Genomic DNA, 16854 nt, shown 5'->3' with positions numbered 1-16854 from the left:
CTAGAACTCCGCGTACATCCGGCCAGGGTTGAACAGCCCTTGCGGGTCGAGTTGCGCCTTGAGTTGCTGGTGATAGCGCATCAGTGTGCGCGGCAGCGACTGGAACGGTGTGTCGCTGGCGCCATGGGTAAAGCAGGTGGCGTGCCCGCCGAGTTCCTGGGCGAGAATCTGAATGTGCTCGTGATCGGATTTCAGCCAGCGTTGCGCGCCGGCCCAGTCGATCAACTGTTGGCCGGGCAAGTCCTGCGGCCCGAGATTGTTCGGCAGCGACAGGCGCCACAGCGGCAGTCCTTCGTCGAAAAAGCTCAGGCGCTGCTCGTTCAAGTCGCGCCAGAACGTCGAATCCAGCGGCTCGCCGCCGAGTCGTTGATGCGCGGCGGTGACCGAGCCTTCGCCGCCCTCAATGCGCAGATACAGGCTTTGCCCGTCATGGCAGGCGCCGCTGATCGGCAACGGTTGCTGGCCCCATTCGGCCAGTCTGGTCAGCGCCCGCGCGCAGTCGATATCGAGACGGATACTCAGGCACTGGCGCGGTTTCGGCAGGACTTTCAGCGAGACTTCGGTGAGCACGCCGAGGCAGCCGTAACTGCCGGTCAACAGGCGTGAGAGGTCGTAGCCGGCAACGTTTTTCATCACCTCGCCACCGAACCGCAAGTGCTCGCCGAGGCCAGTGATGACCCGGGTGCCGAGGACAAAATCGCGCACCGAACCTGACCAGGGCCGCCGTGGCCCGGACAAACCGCAGGCGATCATCCCGCCCACCGTGGCGCTGTCGCCGAAGGCCGGCGGCTCGCAGGGCAGCATCTGCCCGGCCGCGTCAAGCGCCGCGAGCAGCTCGCGCAACGGCGTACCGGCACGCACGCTGACCACCAGCTCGGTCGGTTCATAGCACACGATGCCGCGATGCGCGCGGACGTCGAGCACTTCACCGGCCACCTCGCGGCCGAGAAACGCCTTGCTGTTGCCGCCCTGAATTTTCAGCGGCGTGGCGTTGGCCCGGGCCTGGTTGACCTGATCGAGCAGCGCGCTGCTGGCGTCGAAATCAGCCATCAGAAGCGCTCCAGTTCGGGGAATGGCAGTTGTCCGGCATGAATGTGCATCGCACCGAATTCGGCGCAGCGATGCAGGGTCGGGGTGTTCTTGCCGGGGTTGAGCAGGCCTTGCGGGTCGAACGCGGCTTTGACCGCGTGGAACAGGCTCAGCTCAGCGCTGTTGAACTGCGCGCACATCTGATTGATTTTCTCGCGGCCGACCCCGTGTTCACCGGTGATGCTGCCGCCAACCTGCACGCACAATTCCAGAATCTTCCCGCCCAACGCTTCGGCGCGCTGCAGTTCGCCGGGCTGGTTGGCGTCGAACAGGATCAACGGATGCATATTGCCGTCGCCGGCATGAAACACGTTGGCCACGCGCAAGCCGTATTCGGCGCCGAGGCGGGCGATGCCTTGCAACACGCCGGGCAACTCGCGGCGCGGGATGGTGCCGTCCATGCAGTAGTAGTCCGGCGACAGGCGGCCGATCGCCGGAAAGGCATTTTTGCGACCGGCCCAGAAACGCACGCGCTCGGCTTCGTCGCGGGCCTGCCGCACTTCGCTGGCGCCGGCCTGGAGCATGACTTCGCGCACCCGCAGGCAATCGTCGTGGACATCGGCTTCCACGCCATCGAGTTCGCACAACAGAATCGCCTCGGCATCGACCGGGTAACCGGCGTGAATGAAGTCTTCGGCGGCGCGAATCGCCAGGTTGTCCATCATCTCCAGGCCGCCGGGAATGATCCCGGCGGCAATGATGTCGGCCACGGCGCGGCCAGCCTTTTCCACCGAGTCGAAACTGGCCAGCAAGACTTTGGCGACCTGCGGTTTGGGCAGTAATTTGACCGTGACTTCGGTGATGATTCCCAGCAATCCTTCGGAGCCGGTGAACAGCGCCAGCAAATCGAAACCCGGCGAGTCGAGGGCGTCGCTGCCCAGCGTCAGACGTTCGCCCTCGATGGTCAGCACTTCGATTTTCAGCAGGTTGTGCACGGTCAGGCCGTACTTGAGGCAATGCACGCCACCGGCGTTTTCCGCGACGTTGCCGCCGATCGAGCAGGCAATCTGCGACGACGGATCCGGCGCGTAATACAGACCGAACGGCGCGGCCGCCTGGGAGATCGCCAGATTACGCACGCCGGGCTGGACCCGCGCGGTACGGGCCGCCGGGTCGATGTGCAGGATGTTGTTGAACCGCGCCATCACCAGCAGCAGACCTTTTTCCAGCGGCAGCGCACCGCCCGACAACCCGGTGCCAGCACCCCGGGCAACCACCGGCACGTTGTGTTGATGGCAGAGCTTGAGCAGGGTCTGCACCTGATCGAGTCGCCGGGGCAGGGCTACCAGCATCGGCGTGGTGCGATAGGCGGAGAGACCATCGCACTCGTACGGTTTGAGTTCGTCTTCGCGCCAGAGCAGGTCGAGATCCGGAAGGGCGCGCTGCAGGGTTTTCAGCAGCTCAGCCTTGTTCACCTCCGGTAGCGGGCCGTCGAGGCGTTCGTCGTAGAGAATGTTCATTTCGACCTTCCGAATCTTTATCGCCAAGAGGGCTTTTTGTGGCGAGGGAGCTTGCTCCCGCTGGGCTGCGCAGCAGACCTGAGATCGATACTGTGGCGAGGCAGGCTAGTCGCATGCGCTGGAGCAGGGCCGCTTCGCGCCCCAGCGGGAGCAAGCTCCCTCGCCACAGTGCCAGCGGTGGGTTTCATCGCTGATTGCCCAGAAACTCCCGATACAACCGCGCGGTATTCCCCGGCTGTTCGACCATCGGCATGTGCCCGACGCCATCCCACACCTCAACCCGCAGATTGGCGATGCCCTTGCTCCACACCGGCACGCTGCTGACGTCGATCAAGCGGTCCTTGCGGCCCCACAGCAGCAGCGCCGGGCACTTGATGTCTGCGAGTTTCGGCTCCATCGGCGGGCTGGCGCGAAAGTCGCGGAAGATCTCTTCCAGTTCATCGCGCTGGCGTTCGTATCGCTGGGCGATGGCGTCCAGCACCAGCCCGGGCACCCACGGTGGCGAGGCCATGGTCATCGCGTAAAACTGGCGGAACTCTTTCCGGGAGTTGATCAGGAACGGGTTATGCCCACGGGCCAGATGGCGTTCCATGTCGCTGGCCTGCGGCGCGGTGACGCCGGCCGGGTCGATCAGTGCCACCGAGGCAATCCGCTCTGGGTAAGTCGCTGCCAGCCACGCCGCGATGTAGCCGCCCATCGAGTTGCCGATTACATGGACTTTCTCCACGCCACACACGTCCAGCAGCTGGATCATGCGCTTGGCTTGCAACGCAATGTCGTAGCCGCCACCGGCCTTGAAGCCGGTTTCCCCATGACCAGCGATGTCCGGAATGATCACCCGGTACTGGCGGACAAAGTGCCTGGCGAAGCGCAGCCACAGATTTTTCTCGGCGCTGTAGCCGTGCAGCATCAGGATCGCGCTGGCCGCCTCATAGGGGCCGCCCTGCCAGGTCGAGACGGTCATTTCGGCAATTGGTACCTCGATTTTGTGCAACTTGTACAACTTGGCCTCGAGCGCCGTGCTCAGGTCGTACAGCAAATGGCCGACCGCCGGGTAACTCAACCAGCTCCAGGCCACGAAAACCGCGAGAGCGACAAACAGCACAAGCATCGACGTCTTCCTTTTACGTTGTTCAGGACAGAATGTGGTCAGCCGGTTTCAGCGCCCGGGTCAACCGGTAGTAGCTGAAACTGAAGCCGGGAAATATCGCGATCACATGACCGCTCTTGCTCTGATACCAACTGTGACAGCCGCCGGACTTCCACACCGTGCGTTCCATCTCACGGTGGATCATTGCAGTGTAGGTACGTTCCGCTTCGGGGCGCACTTCGATGCTGCGCAGGCCTTTTGACTGCAGCGTGTGGATGCAGTCGAGGATGTAGTTCATCTGCGCTTCGATGATGAACAGCGCCGAGGTATGCCCGATGCCGGTGTTGGGGCCGGTGACGATAAACAGGTTGGGAAAGTCCGGCAGGCTGGTGCCCAGATAGGCGCGTGGGTACTCGCTCCAGACATCCTTGAGCTGCACGCCCTGACGGCCGGTGACCGGGTAGGACACCACGCCGTCGGTGGCGTCGTAGCCGGTCGACCAGACAATCAGGTCGACCTCAATGTGCTGGCCGTCGGTGGTGGTGATGCCGGTTTCGTCGATTTCGGCGATGCCTTGTTCGCGGCTGTGCAGCGTGACGTTGGGCCGGGTCAGCGCCGGGTAATAGGTGCTGGAAAGCAGGACGCGCTTGCAGCCGATAGTGAAGTCCGGGGTGAGTTTTGCGCGTAGAACCGGGTCCGGCACCTGCTGTTTGAGAAAGCGCAGGGCCTGACGCTGGACCAGATGAATCGCCGGTTTCGAATATTTGAAGGCGATGACCCGGGTTTCGAATTGCCAGTAGAGCAACCAGCGCAGCAGCTTGTAGGCCGGTTTCACCCCCAGCAACCAGCGCTGGAAAGGCCCGAACCTGCGATCGGCGCGCGGCAGCACCCAATGTGGTGTGCGCTGGAACACGTGCAATCGCTCGACTTCTGGAGCAATCGTCGGAATCACCTGCGCAGCACTGGCGCCGCTGCCGACGATGGCCACGCGTTTACCGCGGTAGTCGTAGCTGTGATCCCAATTGTTGGTATGAAAAGTCTTGCCCTGAAAGCGATCCAGGCCGGGGAAGGGCGGAATCACCGGTTGGCTCAACGGTCCGGAGGCGTTGATCACGAACTGAGCGTAGAAAATCCCCTTGCTGGTATGCACCGACCAGCGCTTTTCGGCGTCGTCCCATTCGATGCGTTCGACGTTGGTTTGCAGCTCCACGCGCTCGCGCAGGCCAAAGCGCTCGATGACATGTTCGGTGTATTGGTGCAGTTCAGCCTGGGCGGCGAACATCTGCGTCCAGCGGTACGGCGCGAAGGACAGCGAGTACAGCGGCGACGGCACATCCACCGCCGCGCCGGGGTAGGTGTTCTGGCACCAGGTGCCGCCGAGGAAGTCGCGTCTTTCCAGCAGGCGAAAATCGTCGATACCGGCCTTGAGCAGATTGACCGCCGCACATTGGCCGCCAAATCCGCTGCCGATGATCAACACTCGGAACGTCTGCATGGGCCTCCTTCTTATAGTCGTTTTTCCGTTTTCGTCCTTTCAGGTATAGCTAAATATTTGCACTGTGCGCGACGGCGATGGCGCGGTATTCAGCGGCTGACCGGTGATGGCTATTTAACGGCTGCCTGTTAGACTTCCAGCACATCGGTCTGACGGTGTGCGCAGGTTCCGTTGAGTGGTCGAGGCCCTTATGCGAAACAAGGGGGGAAAGGGACTTTCATTGGCCAGGAGGCTTTATACATCGCGAACCCTCGGGCTGGTGCTGGGGCTGTTGTGTGTGAGCGCGGCGATGTACCCGCTCGACCCGCCGTTGTGGGCCTGGGCGCTGATGCTGTTCAACGGCTTGGTCTGGCCGCACCTGGCGTTTCAATGGGCCCGTCGCTCCAGGGTTCCCTATCACGCGGAACACCGCAATCTGTTGATCGACGCGTTTATGGGCGGCTTCTGGGTCGCCGCCATGCATTTCAATCCGCTGCCCAGTGCCACCACCGTCTCGATGATGGCGATGAACAACGTCGCCATCGGCGGTATGCGTTTTCTCGCGGCGGGCCTGGCCGCGCAGATCCTCGGCATTGGCGTCGGCCTGGTGGTGTTCGCCCCGGCGTTCATCCCGCAGACCTCACCGTTGCAGCTCTATGCGTGCCTGCCGTTGCTGATGCTGTACCCGTTGGCGCTGGGCTGGATCTGCTTTCGCCAGGCCTACACGCTTGGCCTGCACAAACGTGAGCTACTGGCGCTGAGCCGCACCGACAGCCTCACCGGTCTGCTCAATCACGGTGCCTGGAAGGATCAACTGGAAGTCGAGTTTCAGCGTTGTCGCCGACAGAAGCAGGGCGCAGCGATTGCGTTGATCGACATCGACCACTTCAAAGCAATCAACGACACCTACGGGCATGTGGCGGGTGACATTGTGCTGCGCCAGTTGAGCAAAATGCTCAAGCAGAACCTGCGCGCTGCGGACGTCGCCGGGCGCTATGGCGGCGACGAGTTTTGCGTGATCCTGCCCGACCTGCCGCTGTTCAATGCCGCGCAGGCCATGGAAGCCTTGCGCGAGCGTTTCGCTACCCTGGGTTACGAGCAGAACCCGGCGCTCAAGGTCAGTCTGAGCATTGGTCTGGCGGCATACGATCCGGCGCATGGCGACGCGACCCGTTGGCTCAATGATGCGGATCAGGCGCTGTATGAGGCCAAGGCGACCGGGCGCAATCGGGTGATCTGCAACAGTGATGATCTACCGAAGCAGGAAGTGCTCGATTCGGTCTGACTGCCCAGCACAATTTCCTCTGTAGGCCTTCGCCTGCTCGCGATAGCGTTATATCGGTCAACATCCGCGGTACTGATAGATTGCTATCGCGAGCAGGCTCGCTCCTACAGGTGTTCGGTGTCGGCCGCAGAGATGTCGCATCCGGTATAGAGCCTTGCGTCGATGTCAGGTACGGTTCAATCCCCCCGACGCGAAACAAGGATCGATTCATGACGTTCTCATTTTCCCGCTCGCTGCTGGCCGCCAGTCTCGGCCTGTCCCTTGCCTTCAGCTCCGCCAGCGCCTTCGCCGAACCGCACAAGCAAGTGCTGGCGGATGCCGAGCAGTATCAGCCCGAAGCCCTGAAACTGCTGGAGCGGCTGGTCAACATTGACTCTGGTTCCGGTTATGAACCCGGCCTCAAGCAAGTCAGCGAGATCGCCATCGACGAGCTGAAAAAACTCGGCGCGACCATCGAACTGGTGCCCAACACCCCGGAAAAATCCAATCATGTGCTGGCCACCTTCAAAGGCACCGGCAAGGCGAAAATCCTCTTGATGGCGCACATGGACACGGTGTTCAAGGAAGGCTCCGCCGCCGAGCGCCCGTTCCACATCAAGGACGGCCGCGCCTACGGGCCTGGGGTGATGGACGACAAGGGCGGCATCGTCGCCGGGATCTACGCGTTGAAAATTCTGAAGAACCTCGACTTCAAGGACTACGCGCAAATCACCTTCCTGCTCGACGCCAGCGAGGAAACCGGCTCCGACGTCGCCACTGACCTGATCAAGAAAACCGCCAAGGCTCACGACGTGACCCTCAACCTCGAACCTGGGCGTCCGGCCGATGGACTGGTGGTGTGGCGCAAAGGCAGCGCGACGGCATTGGTCGAGGTCAAAGGCAAGGCGGCGCATGCCGGGGTCGCGCCGGAACTGGGGCGGAACGCGGCGATGGAAGCGGCGCACCAGATTCTGCAACTGGGCAAACTCGGCGACGAAGCGAAGAAAACCACGATCAACTTCACCGTGCTCCAGGCCGGTGATCGCACCAACGTGATCCCGGATCACGCCACGGCCAAGGCTGACGTGCGTGCGGCGGTGCCGGAAGAGTTTGACCGGATCGAGAAAGACCTGGCGCGAGTGTCGCAGGACAAACTGATCGCTGAATCCGAAGTTACCACCAGCCTCAAACGCGGGCTGCCACCGATGCCGCAGACGGCGGAGTCGGATCGCTTGATGGCCATGGCGCAAGGGATTTACGGCGAGATCGGCCGCAAGCTGACCGAAGAGGGCAGCGGTGGTGCGGCGGATGCCAGCCTGTCTGCCGGGGTGGGTACGCCGACGCTGGACGGTTTCGGGATTGTCGGCGGCAATATTCATACGCCGGAGGAATACGCTGAAGTGGCGAGCGTGACGCCGCGGATTTATCTGTTGTCGCGGATGATCATGGAGTTGGCCAAACGCTGACTCCCCGGTTTGGCGGTGCTGCAACTGACGCCTTCGCGAGCAAGCCCGCTCCCACAGTGGATTTGTGCCGAACACCAATGCTGTGTTCACTGAAGATCCATTGTGGGAGCGGGCTTGCTCGCGAAGGCGGCGGGTCAGGCTAAATGGGTGTTGAATGTGCCGACGTCATCGCGAGCAGGCTCACTCCTACATGGGATCTGTGCCGAACACCAATGCTGTGTTCACTGAAGATCCATTGTGGGAGCGGGCTTGCTCGCGAAGGCGGCGGGTCAGGCTAAATGGGTGTTGAATGTGCCGACGTCATCGCGAGCAGGCTCACTCCTACATGGGATCTGTGCCGAACACCAATGCTGTGTTCACTGAAAACACCAATGCTGTGTTCACTGAAGATCCACTGTGGGAGCGGGCTTGCTCGCGAAGGCGGCGGGTCAGGCTAAATGGGTGTTGAATGTGCCGACGTCATCGCGAGCAGGCTCACTCCTACATGGGATCTGTGTTCAACACCAATGCTGTGTTCACTGAAGATCCACTGTGGGAGCGGGCTTGCTCGCGAAGGCGGCGGGTCAGGCTAAATGGGTGTTGAATGTGCCGACGTCATCGCGAGCAGGCTCACTCCTACATGGGATCTGTGCCGAACACCAATGCTGTGTTCACTGAAGATCCATTGTGGGAGCGGGCTTGCTCGCGAAGAGGCCGGGCCTGACAGCAGTTTATTCCTTGACGCTCATGTATTCCTTCGCCCACAGGATGTAATCCTCAGGCTGGGTGTAGGTGTGCGTCAGCTCGGTGGCGCTCAGGTCTGAGGCCTGGGTGAAGATCTGGCGTTGTTCGCGCAGGCTGTCGTAGGTGGCCTTGATCGCGGCGAAGTACGCACCGTGACCATCGATGGTCACGCGTACGCCGAGTTCGGCCAGGCGCTTGTCGTCGCGCAGCGCCGGGTTGCCGTAGGTCACCAGCATCAGCGGCACCGTCAGGTGTTCGGCAATTTGCTCAAGCTGATCGAAGTCCTGCACCCCGACCATGCAGATGCCGTCGGCACCGGCGGCCTGATACTGCTTGGTGCGGCTGATGATTTCCTGATTCGGCAGAATCCCGGCATTGGTGCGGGCGATGATTGCCATTTCCGAATCGACCCGGGCTTCCAGCGCCGCGCGGATCTTGCCGACGCCTTCGGCGACCGAGATCAGGTCGGTGGATTTGCGACCGAATTGTGCTGGCAGCAGGGTGTCTTCGATGGTCAGGGCGGCGACGCCGGCGCGTTCCAGTTCGACGATGGTGCGCATCACGTTGAGGGCGTTGCCGTAGCCGTGGTCGGCGTCGGCGATCACTGGCAACTGAGCGACGCGGCCAATGCGCGTGGCCTGTTCGGCGAACTCGCTGAGGGTGATCAGGGCAAAGTCGGGGGCGCCCAGCACCTGCAACGAGGCCACGGAGCCGCCGAGGATCCCCACCTCAAAACCCAGGTCGGCGGCAATGCGCGCGGACATCGGGTCGAACACCGAGGCGGTGTGGTAGCAGGTGTCGGAAGCCAGCAATTGACGGAAGTTACGGCGCAAATCTTGATGGGAAAGCCTGGTCATACGAGTTCCACCAATACAAAGGAATGGAACGGCTTGAGCAAAGGTGTCAACGCCGAAGAATGAAAAGGCTATCACGCGAATGGGTCAAGGTTCATGACGAATTTGCGCGTGAGGCGTTGATGACGGATCCAATGGCTGAAAGGTTTCATCGACAGTCAGCGGATGTTCAGTGGCAAAACCGCAGATCAGGCCGCTACCGCCTGTTGCTGTTGCCTGGGCAGCAGCACGGCGCGTACCGAATTGCCCGGTTGCAGTTGCAGGCGCTTGGCGGTGAGGCGGTCGACCACCAGGGTATTGCCGACCAGACGACCGGGCGCCACGGTGATGCGGCAGTTCTCCAGGCGCCGGTTGTGGATCAACCACAACGGTGCCTGATCGTCCGGCGTGCCGAGACTCAGGGTCAGCGCCAGGCTGTCGCGTACAGTACGAATGCTGCCGATCGGTGCTTCGATCACCGGGCCGCCGTCGAAGATGTCGATGTAGCCCTTATGCACAAAACCTTCTTCGCGCAGGATCTTCAGCGCCGGCTCGGTATTGGGGTGCGCCTGGCCGATGGCCGCCTGTGCCTGTTCGGTAAGCATGCAGGTGTACAACGGTTGGCGCGGCATCAGTTCGGCGATGAACGACTTGTTGCCCAGACCCGACAAGTGGTCGGCATGGCTGAAGTCCATCTGGAAGAAATGCCGGCCCAGACTGTCCCAGAACGGCGAGCAACCGAGTTCATCGGCACTGCCGCGCAGCTCGGCGATCATCTTCTCGCCAAACAGTTGCGGAAATTCGGCCACGAACAGCAGCCGCCCGAGCGACAGCAACCGGCCATTGTTGCCATGGCGTTGCTCATGCTGGAGGAACAGTGAACACAGTTCCGACTGGCCGGTCAGCTCGTTATTGAGAAACAGTGTGGGGATCTGCCGCGAAATACCCAGATCCGGTGCCGAACTCACAGTCAGCCCCACCCGGTAGTTGTACCACGGCTCGCGCAGGCCCACCGCCCCGGTCAGGGCGCTGACGCCGACCACCCGCAGGTCATCATCTTCAAGCACGAACAGATAATCGGCGTCGGCCCGTTCCACTTGGCCGGAGAACGCGCGCTGGGCCCAACGCACCCGGTGGGCGAGGCGATCTTCATTGGCCGGCAGGGTGGTGAACCCCGGGCCGGCCTGTTGCACCAGGGTCATCAGCGCTGGCAGGTCGCTGACTTTGACCGGACGGACGATCATGCGGTAACTCCTTGTACGCGCCGGTTCGGGCACTGTCGTTGGGTATGCAACCGGGCGCGATTCACAGGGCGGTCAGCCTGATCGTGCTGCCATCGGTGACCTTCAGCGCCGCGCACAGGGCCGGCGTCAGCGACAGCGGTTGATCGGGCTGGTAATCCAGTTCGGCGACGATGGCCCGGAAACCATGCAGTGCGTCGTTGCTCAGCAGGTAACGGCCACGGGCGTCGATTTGCGCTTGCTGGCGCACTGTGGCGGTCTGGCTGTGGGCAATCGAACGAATATTCGCGGTGCGCGCATACAGGGTCGGGCCGGCGTCGAACAGGTCGATGTAGCTGTTGGTTTCAAAGCCTTCGCGTTCGAGGATGTCGAACGCTTCCTGACCGTCCGGATGAATCCGGCCGATGCATTCCTGTGCTGCCGGGGGCAGCATCGGCACGTAAATCGGGTATTGCGGCATCAGTTCGGCGAGGAAGGTGCGGCTTTGCAGGCCGCACAGGCGCTCGGCCTCGACGTAGGGCAGGTCGAAGAAGTGCTTGCCCAGCGCGTCCCAGAACGGCGAATGACCGTTCTCGTCGCTGTAGCCGACGATTTCGGTGATCACCGCATCGGCGAAACGTGCTGCGTGGGCGGCGATGAACAGCAGTCGCGCCCGCGACAGCAATTCGGAAAAGGCGCTGCGCACCAGCGCGTTGTCGATGTGAAACCCGCGCAACAGCGTGTGTCCGCTGAGGTCGTGACACAGCGACAGCGCCGGCACGCCGTGTTCGATGTTCAGTTCCCGCGAGGCACTGGTGAAGTGGCGGTTGCGCAGGCTATAGAACGGTTCGTTGAAACCGGCCGTGGCGAGGATCTCCGAGCAGCCGACCAGCCGTTGAGTGTCGAGATCTTCCAGGACGAAGAAGTAGTTCTCCGGGCCTTGCACCTGAATGTCGTTGTCGAACGAGGCACAGGACCCGGCGATTTTTTCGCGCAGGCGCTCGCTGTCGTCCGGCAACGACGTGACGCCGACCAGGCTGTCGCGGGCCAGTTGTTGCAATTGCGGCAGGTCGGTTGTCTCGACTGGGCGTAAGACCAGCATGGATGCACTCCTGTATCAAAGGGTCCGGTGTTCCCCACCGAACCTGACTATCACTGTCGGTTGCCACGCTTTAAAGCGGCGGTCGCCTGATTTGATGTCAGACGCCGCTCTTTTTCTTGTCAGCCATTGCTCGGGTCAGGCAGCGCGGTGCTGGCGCCGAGCTTGTTCAGGAAGAACAGGTACACCAGACCCAGCGCGATCCAGATCAGGCCGAGTTTCTGCGCATCGACGCCCATGTTGTACATGATGGCGGCGACGATGATGAAGCCGATCACCGGGCAGATCAGATGGCGTACGACCTGACCGGACTTCTGCCGACGCCAGTAGTAGTTGATCACTGTCAGGTGCAGCAGCATGAAACCGCTGAGGGCACCGAAGTTGACCAGCGAGGTCAGGGTGTCGACCGAATTGATGAACAGGTAGCAGATCACCAGCGACAGCACCGCCACCAGATAAATGCTCAGGTACGGGGTGTTGTGCTTCGGGTGCACCTTGGCCAGCACTTTTGGCAACTTGCCATCGCGGGCCATGCCGAACAGCAGGCGCGACACGGCGGCTTGCGAGGTGATCGCCACGGCGACGCCCCAGGCCAGCGCCGTGGCGACACCGGTCAGGGTCGCCAGCCAGCTGCCAGCCGCGATTTCGGCAATTTCATAGAACGCGGTGTCGGCGGACTTGAAGCCCATGCCGGCGGCCAGATCGGTGGCGATCCAGGTCTGTACGACGAAAATCACGCCCATCACCACCAGAGTGATCAGCGCTGCGCGGCCGACGCTTTTGCCCGGATCGCCCTTGATTTCTTCGGCGAGGGTCGAGATTGCATCGAAGCCAAGGAACGACAGCACGGCAATCGACACCGCTTGCATCAGCAGGGCGAAGTTGAACGTTTCCGGGTGATACAGCGGCGCCAGGGTCAGCTCGCCGTTGCCGCCGCCGTTGTGCAGGGCGTTCCAGGCGTAGAACAGGAAAATCCCCAACACCACCAGTTGTGCCAGCAGAAAGATGATGTTCATCCGTGCGGTGAAGGTGATGCCGCGCAGGTTGACGAAGGTTGCACTGACCAGGAACGCCAGAATGAAACCGACCTTCGGAATGTCCGGGTACAAATGGTTCAGAGCCATCGCCGCGTAGACATACAGCAGCGGCGGAATCAGCAGGTAGTCGAGCAGCATCAGCCAGCCGGCGATGAAGCCGACGTGTTGATTGAGGCCGCGTTGCGCATAGGAGTAAACCGAGCCTGCGACCGGAAACGCCTTGGCCATGCTGCCGTAGCTCAGCGCGGTGAACAGCATCGCGACCATGCCGATGATATAGGCCAGCGGCACCATCCCGGGCGCCTCGGCATTCACGTAGCCATACACGCCAAACGGGGCGATGGGGATCATGAAGATCATCCCGTACACCACCAGGTCGGTCAGTGTCAGGCTACGTTTCAACTCCTGTTTGTAGCCGAACTCTTCTATTTCCATGAAGCGCAACTCCTTGTCAGCCTATCCAGCGTTTTTAGTTGTTATGTCGATCCATCGTTACCGCGTCAGCAGTCTTGCAGCATTGTTTACAGCAGCGGCGCCAGGCGCTCGGCCCACAGCGATACCGCTTCGGGGTTGCGCAGCAGATCGTTGCGCACCTCGATCAGCACCGATTCCAGCCCCCGGGCATCGCCGTGCACCGGCACCGTCATGTCGCCCAGCGGATCAACCCGATACGGCTGGTTGCCCGCGACCTGCAGCGAGTGCTCGGCCAAACCGTCGAGCAGGCGCTGGGCGTACGCTTTGGACTGACCGAACAGCACGCCGATTTCCAGTGGTCGTGGCTGGCCGTAGTACACCGGGGTAAAACTGTGAATCCCCACTACCCGCACCGCCTGGCCTTGTGCGACGCGCTGGTCGATCAGGGTCTGCAGCCGGGCGTGAAACGGTTTGAACAGGGTCTGGCGCCGGTATTCGCGAGTGGCTTCGTCCAGCTCGCGGTTGCCCGGCACCTGATAAATCTCGCTCTGCGCCGGAATGCTGTCGGGGGCATGTCGGGGCCGATTGAGGTCGATCAGCAGCCGTGAATAGTTGGCGCTCAACAGTGTCGCCCCAAGTCTCTCCGAGAGCTTTTCAGCCAGTTGCAATGCACCAATGTCCCAGGCGATGTGCTCGCGCGCGGCGGCATCGTCCAGGCCCAGATTGTTCAGGGCCTCGGGGATGTAGCGGCTGGCGTGCTCGCACACCAGAATCAACGGATGCGATGAATCTTCGCGACTCAGGTTGTAGACCGGGCGGGTGTACAACCCCAGCTCGGCGGATTCAGTACAGGCGTGCATAGTGCTCACACAGGTCAGCGGGCGAGAGCTGTTCCGTCAGCGCCAGTTCCTCGGTTTTAAGGGCGTGGTAAGTGTCGAGCAACGGCTTGGGCAGCCATTGATTGAAGGCTGCACTGTCACGCAGGCAATCCAGCGCCTGGGCCAGCGAGGCGGGCAGGGCCACAATGCCCCGGGCCTTGCGTTGCTCGTCGTTGAGAGAATCGGGAATTTCATCGGTGATCGCGTTCAGCGCCAGACGCTGCTCGATACCCAGCCGTCCGGCGATCAGCAGCGCGGCCATCGCCAGATGCGGCGAGGCGGTGGCGTCCATGGCGCGGAACTCCAGGTTGTACTGCGCCGCCACGGATTTGCCGCCGAGGCTAACGGTCGGGCAGATGCGCAGCGCCGCTTCGCGGTTCTGCTGCCCCAGACACGCGTAGGACGCGCTCCAGTGGTGCGGCTGCAAACGCTCGTACGACACCGGTGTCGGCGCGGTGAACGCACACAGCGCCGGCAAGTAATGCAGGATCCCCGCAGCCCAATGCTGGCCGAGCGTCGACAGGCCGTTGCTGGTGCCGGCGTCGTACAGCAGCGGCAGACCTTGTAGGTCGAGCAGGCTTACGTGCAGGTGCACGCCGTTGCACACCGCGTCGGCCTTGGTTTTCGGCGCGAAGCTGACGTCGACGCCCATTTGCCGGGCGATTTCGCGGGTGATCTCGCGCACGTTCACCGCACGATCCGCCGCCGCCACGCCGAGGGTCGGCCGGCAGGTGATTTCGTATTGGTGCTTGCCGTATTCGGGCAGGAACATTTCCGGCTCGACACCGCCGGCGCGCAGGGCGCTGAGCAGCCAGCCGCCGAATTCGGCACCCTGACGCTGGGCTTCGAGGGAAAACGCCAGATGCTCGGCAAAACCGGCATGCAGATTGAATTCGTGTTCGAACGCCGCGTTGACCTGCAAGCCGAGGTCGTCGCGGTAGCGTTCGATTTCATCGCGCAACAGCGTGCGCGGGCAAGCGCTCCACGGCCGGCCATCGGTCTCGCGGATGTCGCCGTGGATGAAGTCCAGCGCCGGTGCTGCGGCGTCCGGGCCATTGCCGACGGTGACGCGGCTGCTCAAATCCGGAATCAGCCGCAAGTCGCCGTACGCGCCCCACGGGTTGGTCGAGGCGATGATGTCCTGGGGCGTCAACGCGCTGTTGGCCGGCACCCAGCCGCAACCGGCAGCTTGATAGTGCTCCAGCTGATCGGTGGGAAACGAGCGGCCACGGGTGATGCCGATCAGGTCGGTGGTGACGATGGTGGTCATCGGCAACGGCGTCAGGCGCTCGCTCATGGGCGCATCTCCTGCAAGCGGCCGAGCACGGTTTGCGTGTCGCTGATCCAGCAGTAGCCCTTGATCGCGTTGAGGCAGGCGTCATGCCGCGCCGGGGTGTAAGTAGCGCAGGCGTCTTCGACCAGTGTCACCAGATAGCCACGGTCGGCGGCATCCCGTACGGCCATGTCGACGCACTGGTCGGTGACGATGCCGGCGATGATCAGGTGGCGGGTTTCGAGGTTGCGCAGCACGTAATCGATGTTGGTCGAGTTGAACACCCCGGACGAGGTTTTCGGCAACACGATCTCGTTTTCCACCGGCGTCAGGTCGTCGATGATCCGCGCCTGTTGACTGCCCTTGGGCAGGTGCATGTCCGACAGTTTGTGATCCAGCGAGCGGTCGCGACCGTCGGCGGTCAGGCTTTCGATGATGGTGTGCAGCACGTTCTGCCGCGTTTCGCGAAAGGCACTGAGCAAACGGCGCTGGTTGGGCACCACCTGCATGTGCGCGCGGGTCAGGAAATACTCGGCGTCCGGGCCGTTCAGGTGCGGGTCGAACTGCGGTTCGAGCCAGGCACGCTGCATGTCCACCAGCAACAGCGCGGTGTGGCCGGTGACAAATGGCAAGTCCCGCGGCGAGCGGTGGGGAAGACTGAACATCCTTATTTATCCTCCAGCAAATGGGTGTTGAAGTCGTTGCGCAGGGCGTCGATGCCTTCCAGGCGATCGGCCAGATCGGGGCTGCGCAGGGTCAGGCAGGCAATCAGCGCCTCGACCTGGGCCAGTGCCGGCACCATGGTGTCGAACGGCGAGGCCGATTCCACCGGAGCACTGATGATCAGGTCAGCCAGTTCACGCAGCGGCGAGGCGTAGATGTCGGTGAACAACACCACCCGCGCGCTGTTACTTTTTGCCGCCGAGGCCACCCGCAGGGCCTGGGACTGGTAGCGCCGATAGTCGAACAGCAGCACCACGTCCTGGCGTTGCAGATCGAACAGGCGATCCGGCAGTTGCGCGTTGTCTTCCAGGGCAAAGCAGCCGGGTCGAAGCAGGCGCAAGTGATTGAGCAGGTAGTTGGCCATCAGGCTGCTGAAGCGCCCGCCGAAGCAGTAGATCTGGTGCCGTGTATCGAGCAGCCAGTCGAGCAGAATGCGCACGTCTTCGGGTTGCGTCAGAACCTGGGTTTCCACCAGCAGGCGTTGGCTGTCAGCCAGATAATGGCCCCAGGCATCGTCTTTATTGAGGTGCGAGCGTGGCTGCAACAGGGTGCGCGGCGAACGCAGGCGGTGATCCATGTCGCTGAGCAGGGCGTCCTGAAATTCGGCATAACCGCCAAATCCGAGCTTCTTCACCAGCCGCACGATGGTCGGATCGCTGACGCCGGCGTGTTCGGCCAGCCGCGCCATCGGTCCCAGGCCATTGCGTGGATACTGGTCGAGCAGGGCGCGAATCACTTTGCGCTCCGACGGCGTCAGCTCCAGGCCGGGGTCGGTGATCAAGTCTCTGAGAGGGGGCATCCGGGCTCCTGC

14 protein-coding genes are annotated in these 16854 nt (G+C 62.3%); 2 read left to right on the top strand and 12 right to left on the bottom strand.

The genetic code is table 11. From position 1 onward, the window contains the following. From glcE to CKW11_RS04840, 4 genes are all read right to left on the bottom strand, one after another. Complete coding sequence (gene glcE / locus CKW11_RS04855; RefSeq protein ID WP_095136631.1) at positions 1-1050, bottom strand: glycolate oxidase subunit GlcE; 1050 nt, start codon at positions 1048-1050, stop codon at positions 1-3. Further along, positions 1050-2549 carry a glycolate oxidase subunit GlcD gene (glcD, locus tag CKW11_RS04850; protein WP_095136630.1) on the bottom strand — a complete coding sequence of 500 codons (1500 nt, stop codon included), beginning with the start codon at positions 2547-2549 and terminating at the stop codon, positions 1050-1052. Before glcD ends, glcE begins: the two co-directional genes overlap by 1 nt. Before the next feature lie 184 nt (positions 2550-2733). After that, complete coding sequence (locus tag CKW11_RS04845; RefSeq protein WP_095136629.1) at positions 2734-3660, bottom strand: alpha/beta fold hydrolase; 927 nt, start codon at positions 3658-3660, stop codon at positions 2734-2736. A 22-nt stretch (positions 3661-3682) separates the two neighbouring features. Continuing rightward, positions 3683-5134 (bottom strand): NAD(P)/FAD-dependent oxidoreductase, encoded by a 1452-nt coding sequence (locus CKW11_RS04840; protein ID WP_095136628.1) that lies wholly within the window; start codon positions 5132-5134, stop codon positions 3683-3685. Positions 5135-5324: 190 nt separating this feature from the next. On the opposite strand from CKW11_RS04840, the gene CKW11_RS04835 reads away from it, so the two are divergent. Both CKW11_RS04835 and CKW11_RS04830 read left to right on the top strand, forming a co-directional pair. After that, on the top strand, positions 5325-6398 hold the full coding sequence (locus CKW11_RS04835) for a diguanylate cyclase (protein WP_095136627.1): 1074 nt from the start codon (positions 5325-5327) through the stop codon (positions 6396-6398). A gap of 209 nt (positions 6399-6607) precedes the next feature. Beyond that, a complete protein-coding gene (locus tag CKW11_RS04830; protein ID WP_095136626.1) occupies positions 6608-7843 on the top strand; it encodes a M20/M25/M40 family metallo-hydrolase in 1236 nt (411 codons plus the stop codon). 710 nt (positions 7844-8553) lie between these two features. Here CKW11_RS04830 and CKW11_RS04825 read toward each other — a convergent pair. From CKW11_RS04825 to CKW11_RS04790, 8 genes are all read right to left on the bottom strand, one after another. Beyond that, positions 8554-9423 carry an oxaloacetate decarboxylase gene (locus CKW11_RS04825; protein WP_007968750.1) on the bottom strand — a complete coding sequence of 290 codons (870 nt, stop codon included), beginning with the start codon at positions 9421-9423 and terminating at the stop codon, positions 8554-8556. A gap of 185 nt (positions 9424-9608) precedes the next feature. Next, positions 9609-10643, bottom strand: a complete 1035-nt coding sequence (gene astA / locus CKW11_RS04820; RefSeq protein WP_095136625.1) for an arginine N-succinyltransferase — start codon at positions 10641-10643, stop codon at positions 9609-9611. Positions 10644-10704: 61 nt separating this feature from the next. Further along, on the bottom strand, positions 10705-11721 hold the full coding sequence (locus tag CKW11_RS04815) for an arginine N-succinyltransferase (RefSeq protein ID WP_095136624.1): 1017 nt from the start codon (positions 11719-11721) through the stop codon (positions 10705-10707). 119 nt (positions 11722-11840) lie between these two features. Then, the gene (locus CKW11_RS04810; protein WP_095136623.1) at positions 11841-13190 is read right to left on the bottom strand and encodes an APC family permease; all 1350 of its coding nucleotides are present in this window, start codon (positions 13188-13190) and stop codon (positions 11841-11843) included. Between the two features lie 86 nt (positions 13191-13276). Next, positions 13277-14029, bottom strand: a complete 753-nt coding sequence (locus CKW11_RS04805) for an N-formylglutamate amidohydrolase (RefSeq protein WP_095136622.1) — start codon at positions 14027-14029, stop codon at positions 13277-13279. After that, a complete protein-coding gene (locus tag CKW11_RS04800) occupies positions 14013-15344 on the bottom strand; it encodes a glutamine synthetase (protein WP_095136621.1) in 1332 nt (443 codons plus the stop codon). Before CKW11_RS04800 ends, CKW11_RS04805 begins: the two co-directional genes overlap by 17 nt. Next, entirely contained in the window at positions 15341-15985 is a 645-nt protein-coding gene (locus tag CKW11_RS04795) for an isochorismatase family cysteine hydrolase (RefSeq protein ID WP_047601825.1), read from the bottom strand. The genes CKW11_RS04800 and CKW11_RS04795 overlap by 4 nt, the downstream gene beginning before the upstream one ends. A gap of 2 nt (positions 15986-15987) precedes the next feature. Beyond that, on the bottom strand, positions 15988-16842 hold the full coding sequence (locus tag CKW11_RS04790; protein WP_095136620.1) for a MurR/RpiR family transcriptional regulator: 855 nt from the start codon (positions 16840-16842) through the stop codon (positions 15988-15990). Between the last annotated feature and the right edge of the window lie 12 nt (positions 16843-16854).

The sequence above is a fragment of the Pseudomonas sp. Irchel s3a10 genome, from assembly GCF_900187525.1.
GTDB classification, from domain to species: Bacteria; Pseudomonadota; Gammaproteobacteria; order Pseudomonadales; family Pseudomonadaceae; genus Aquipseudomonas; species Aquipseudomonas koreensis_G.
This window is presented reverse-complemented; position numbering and strand designations above follow the sequence as displayed.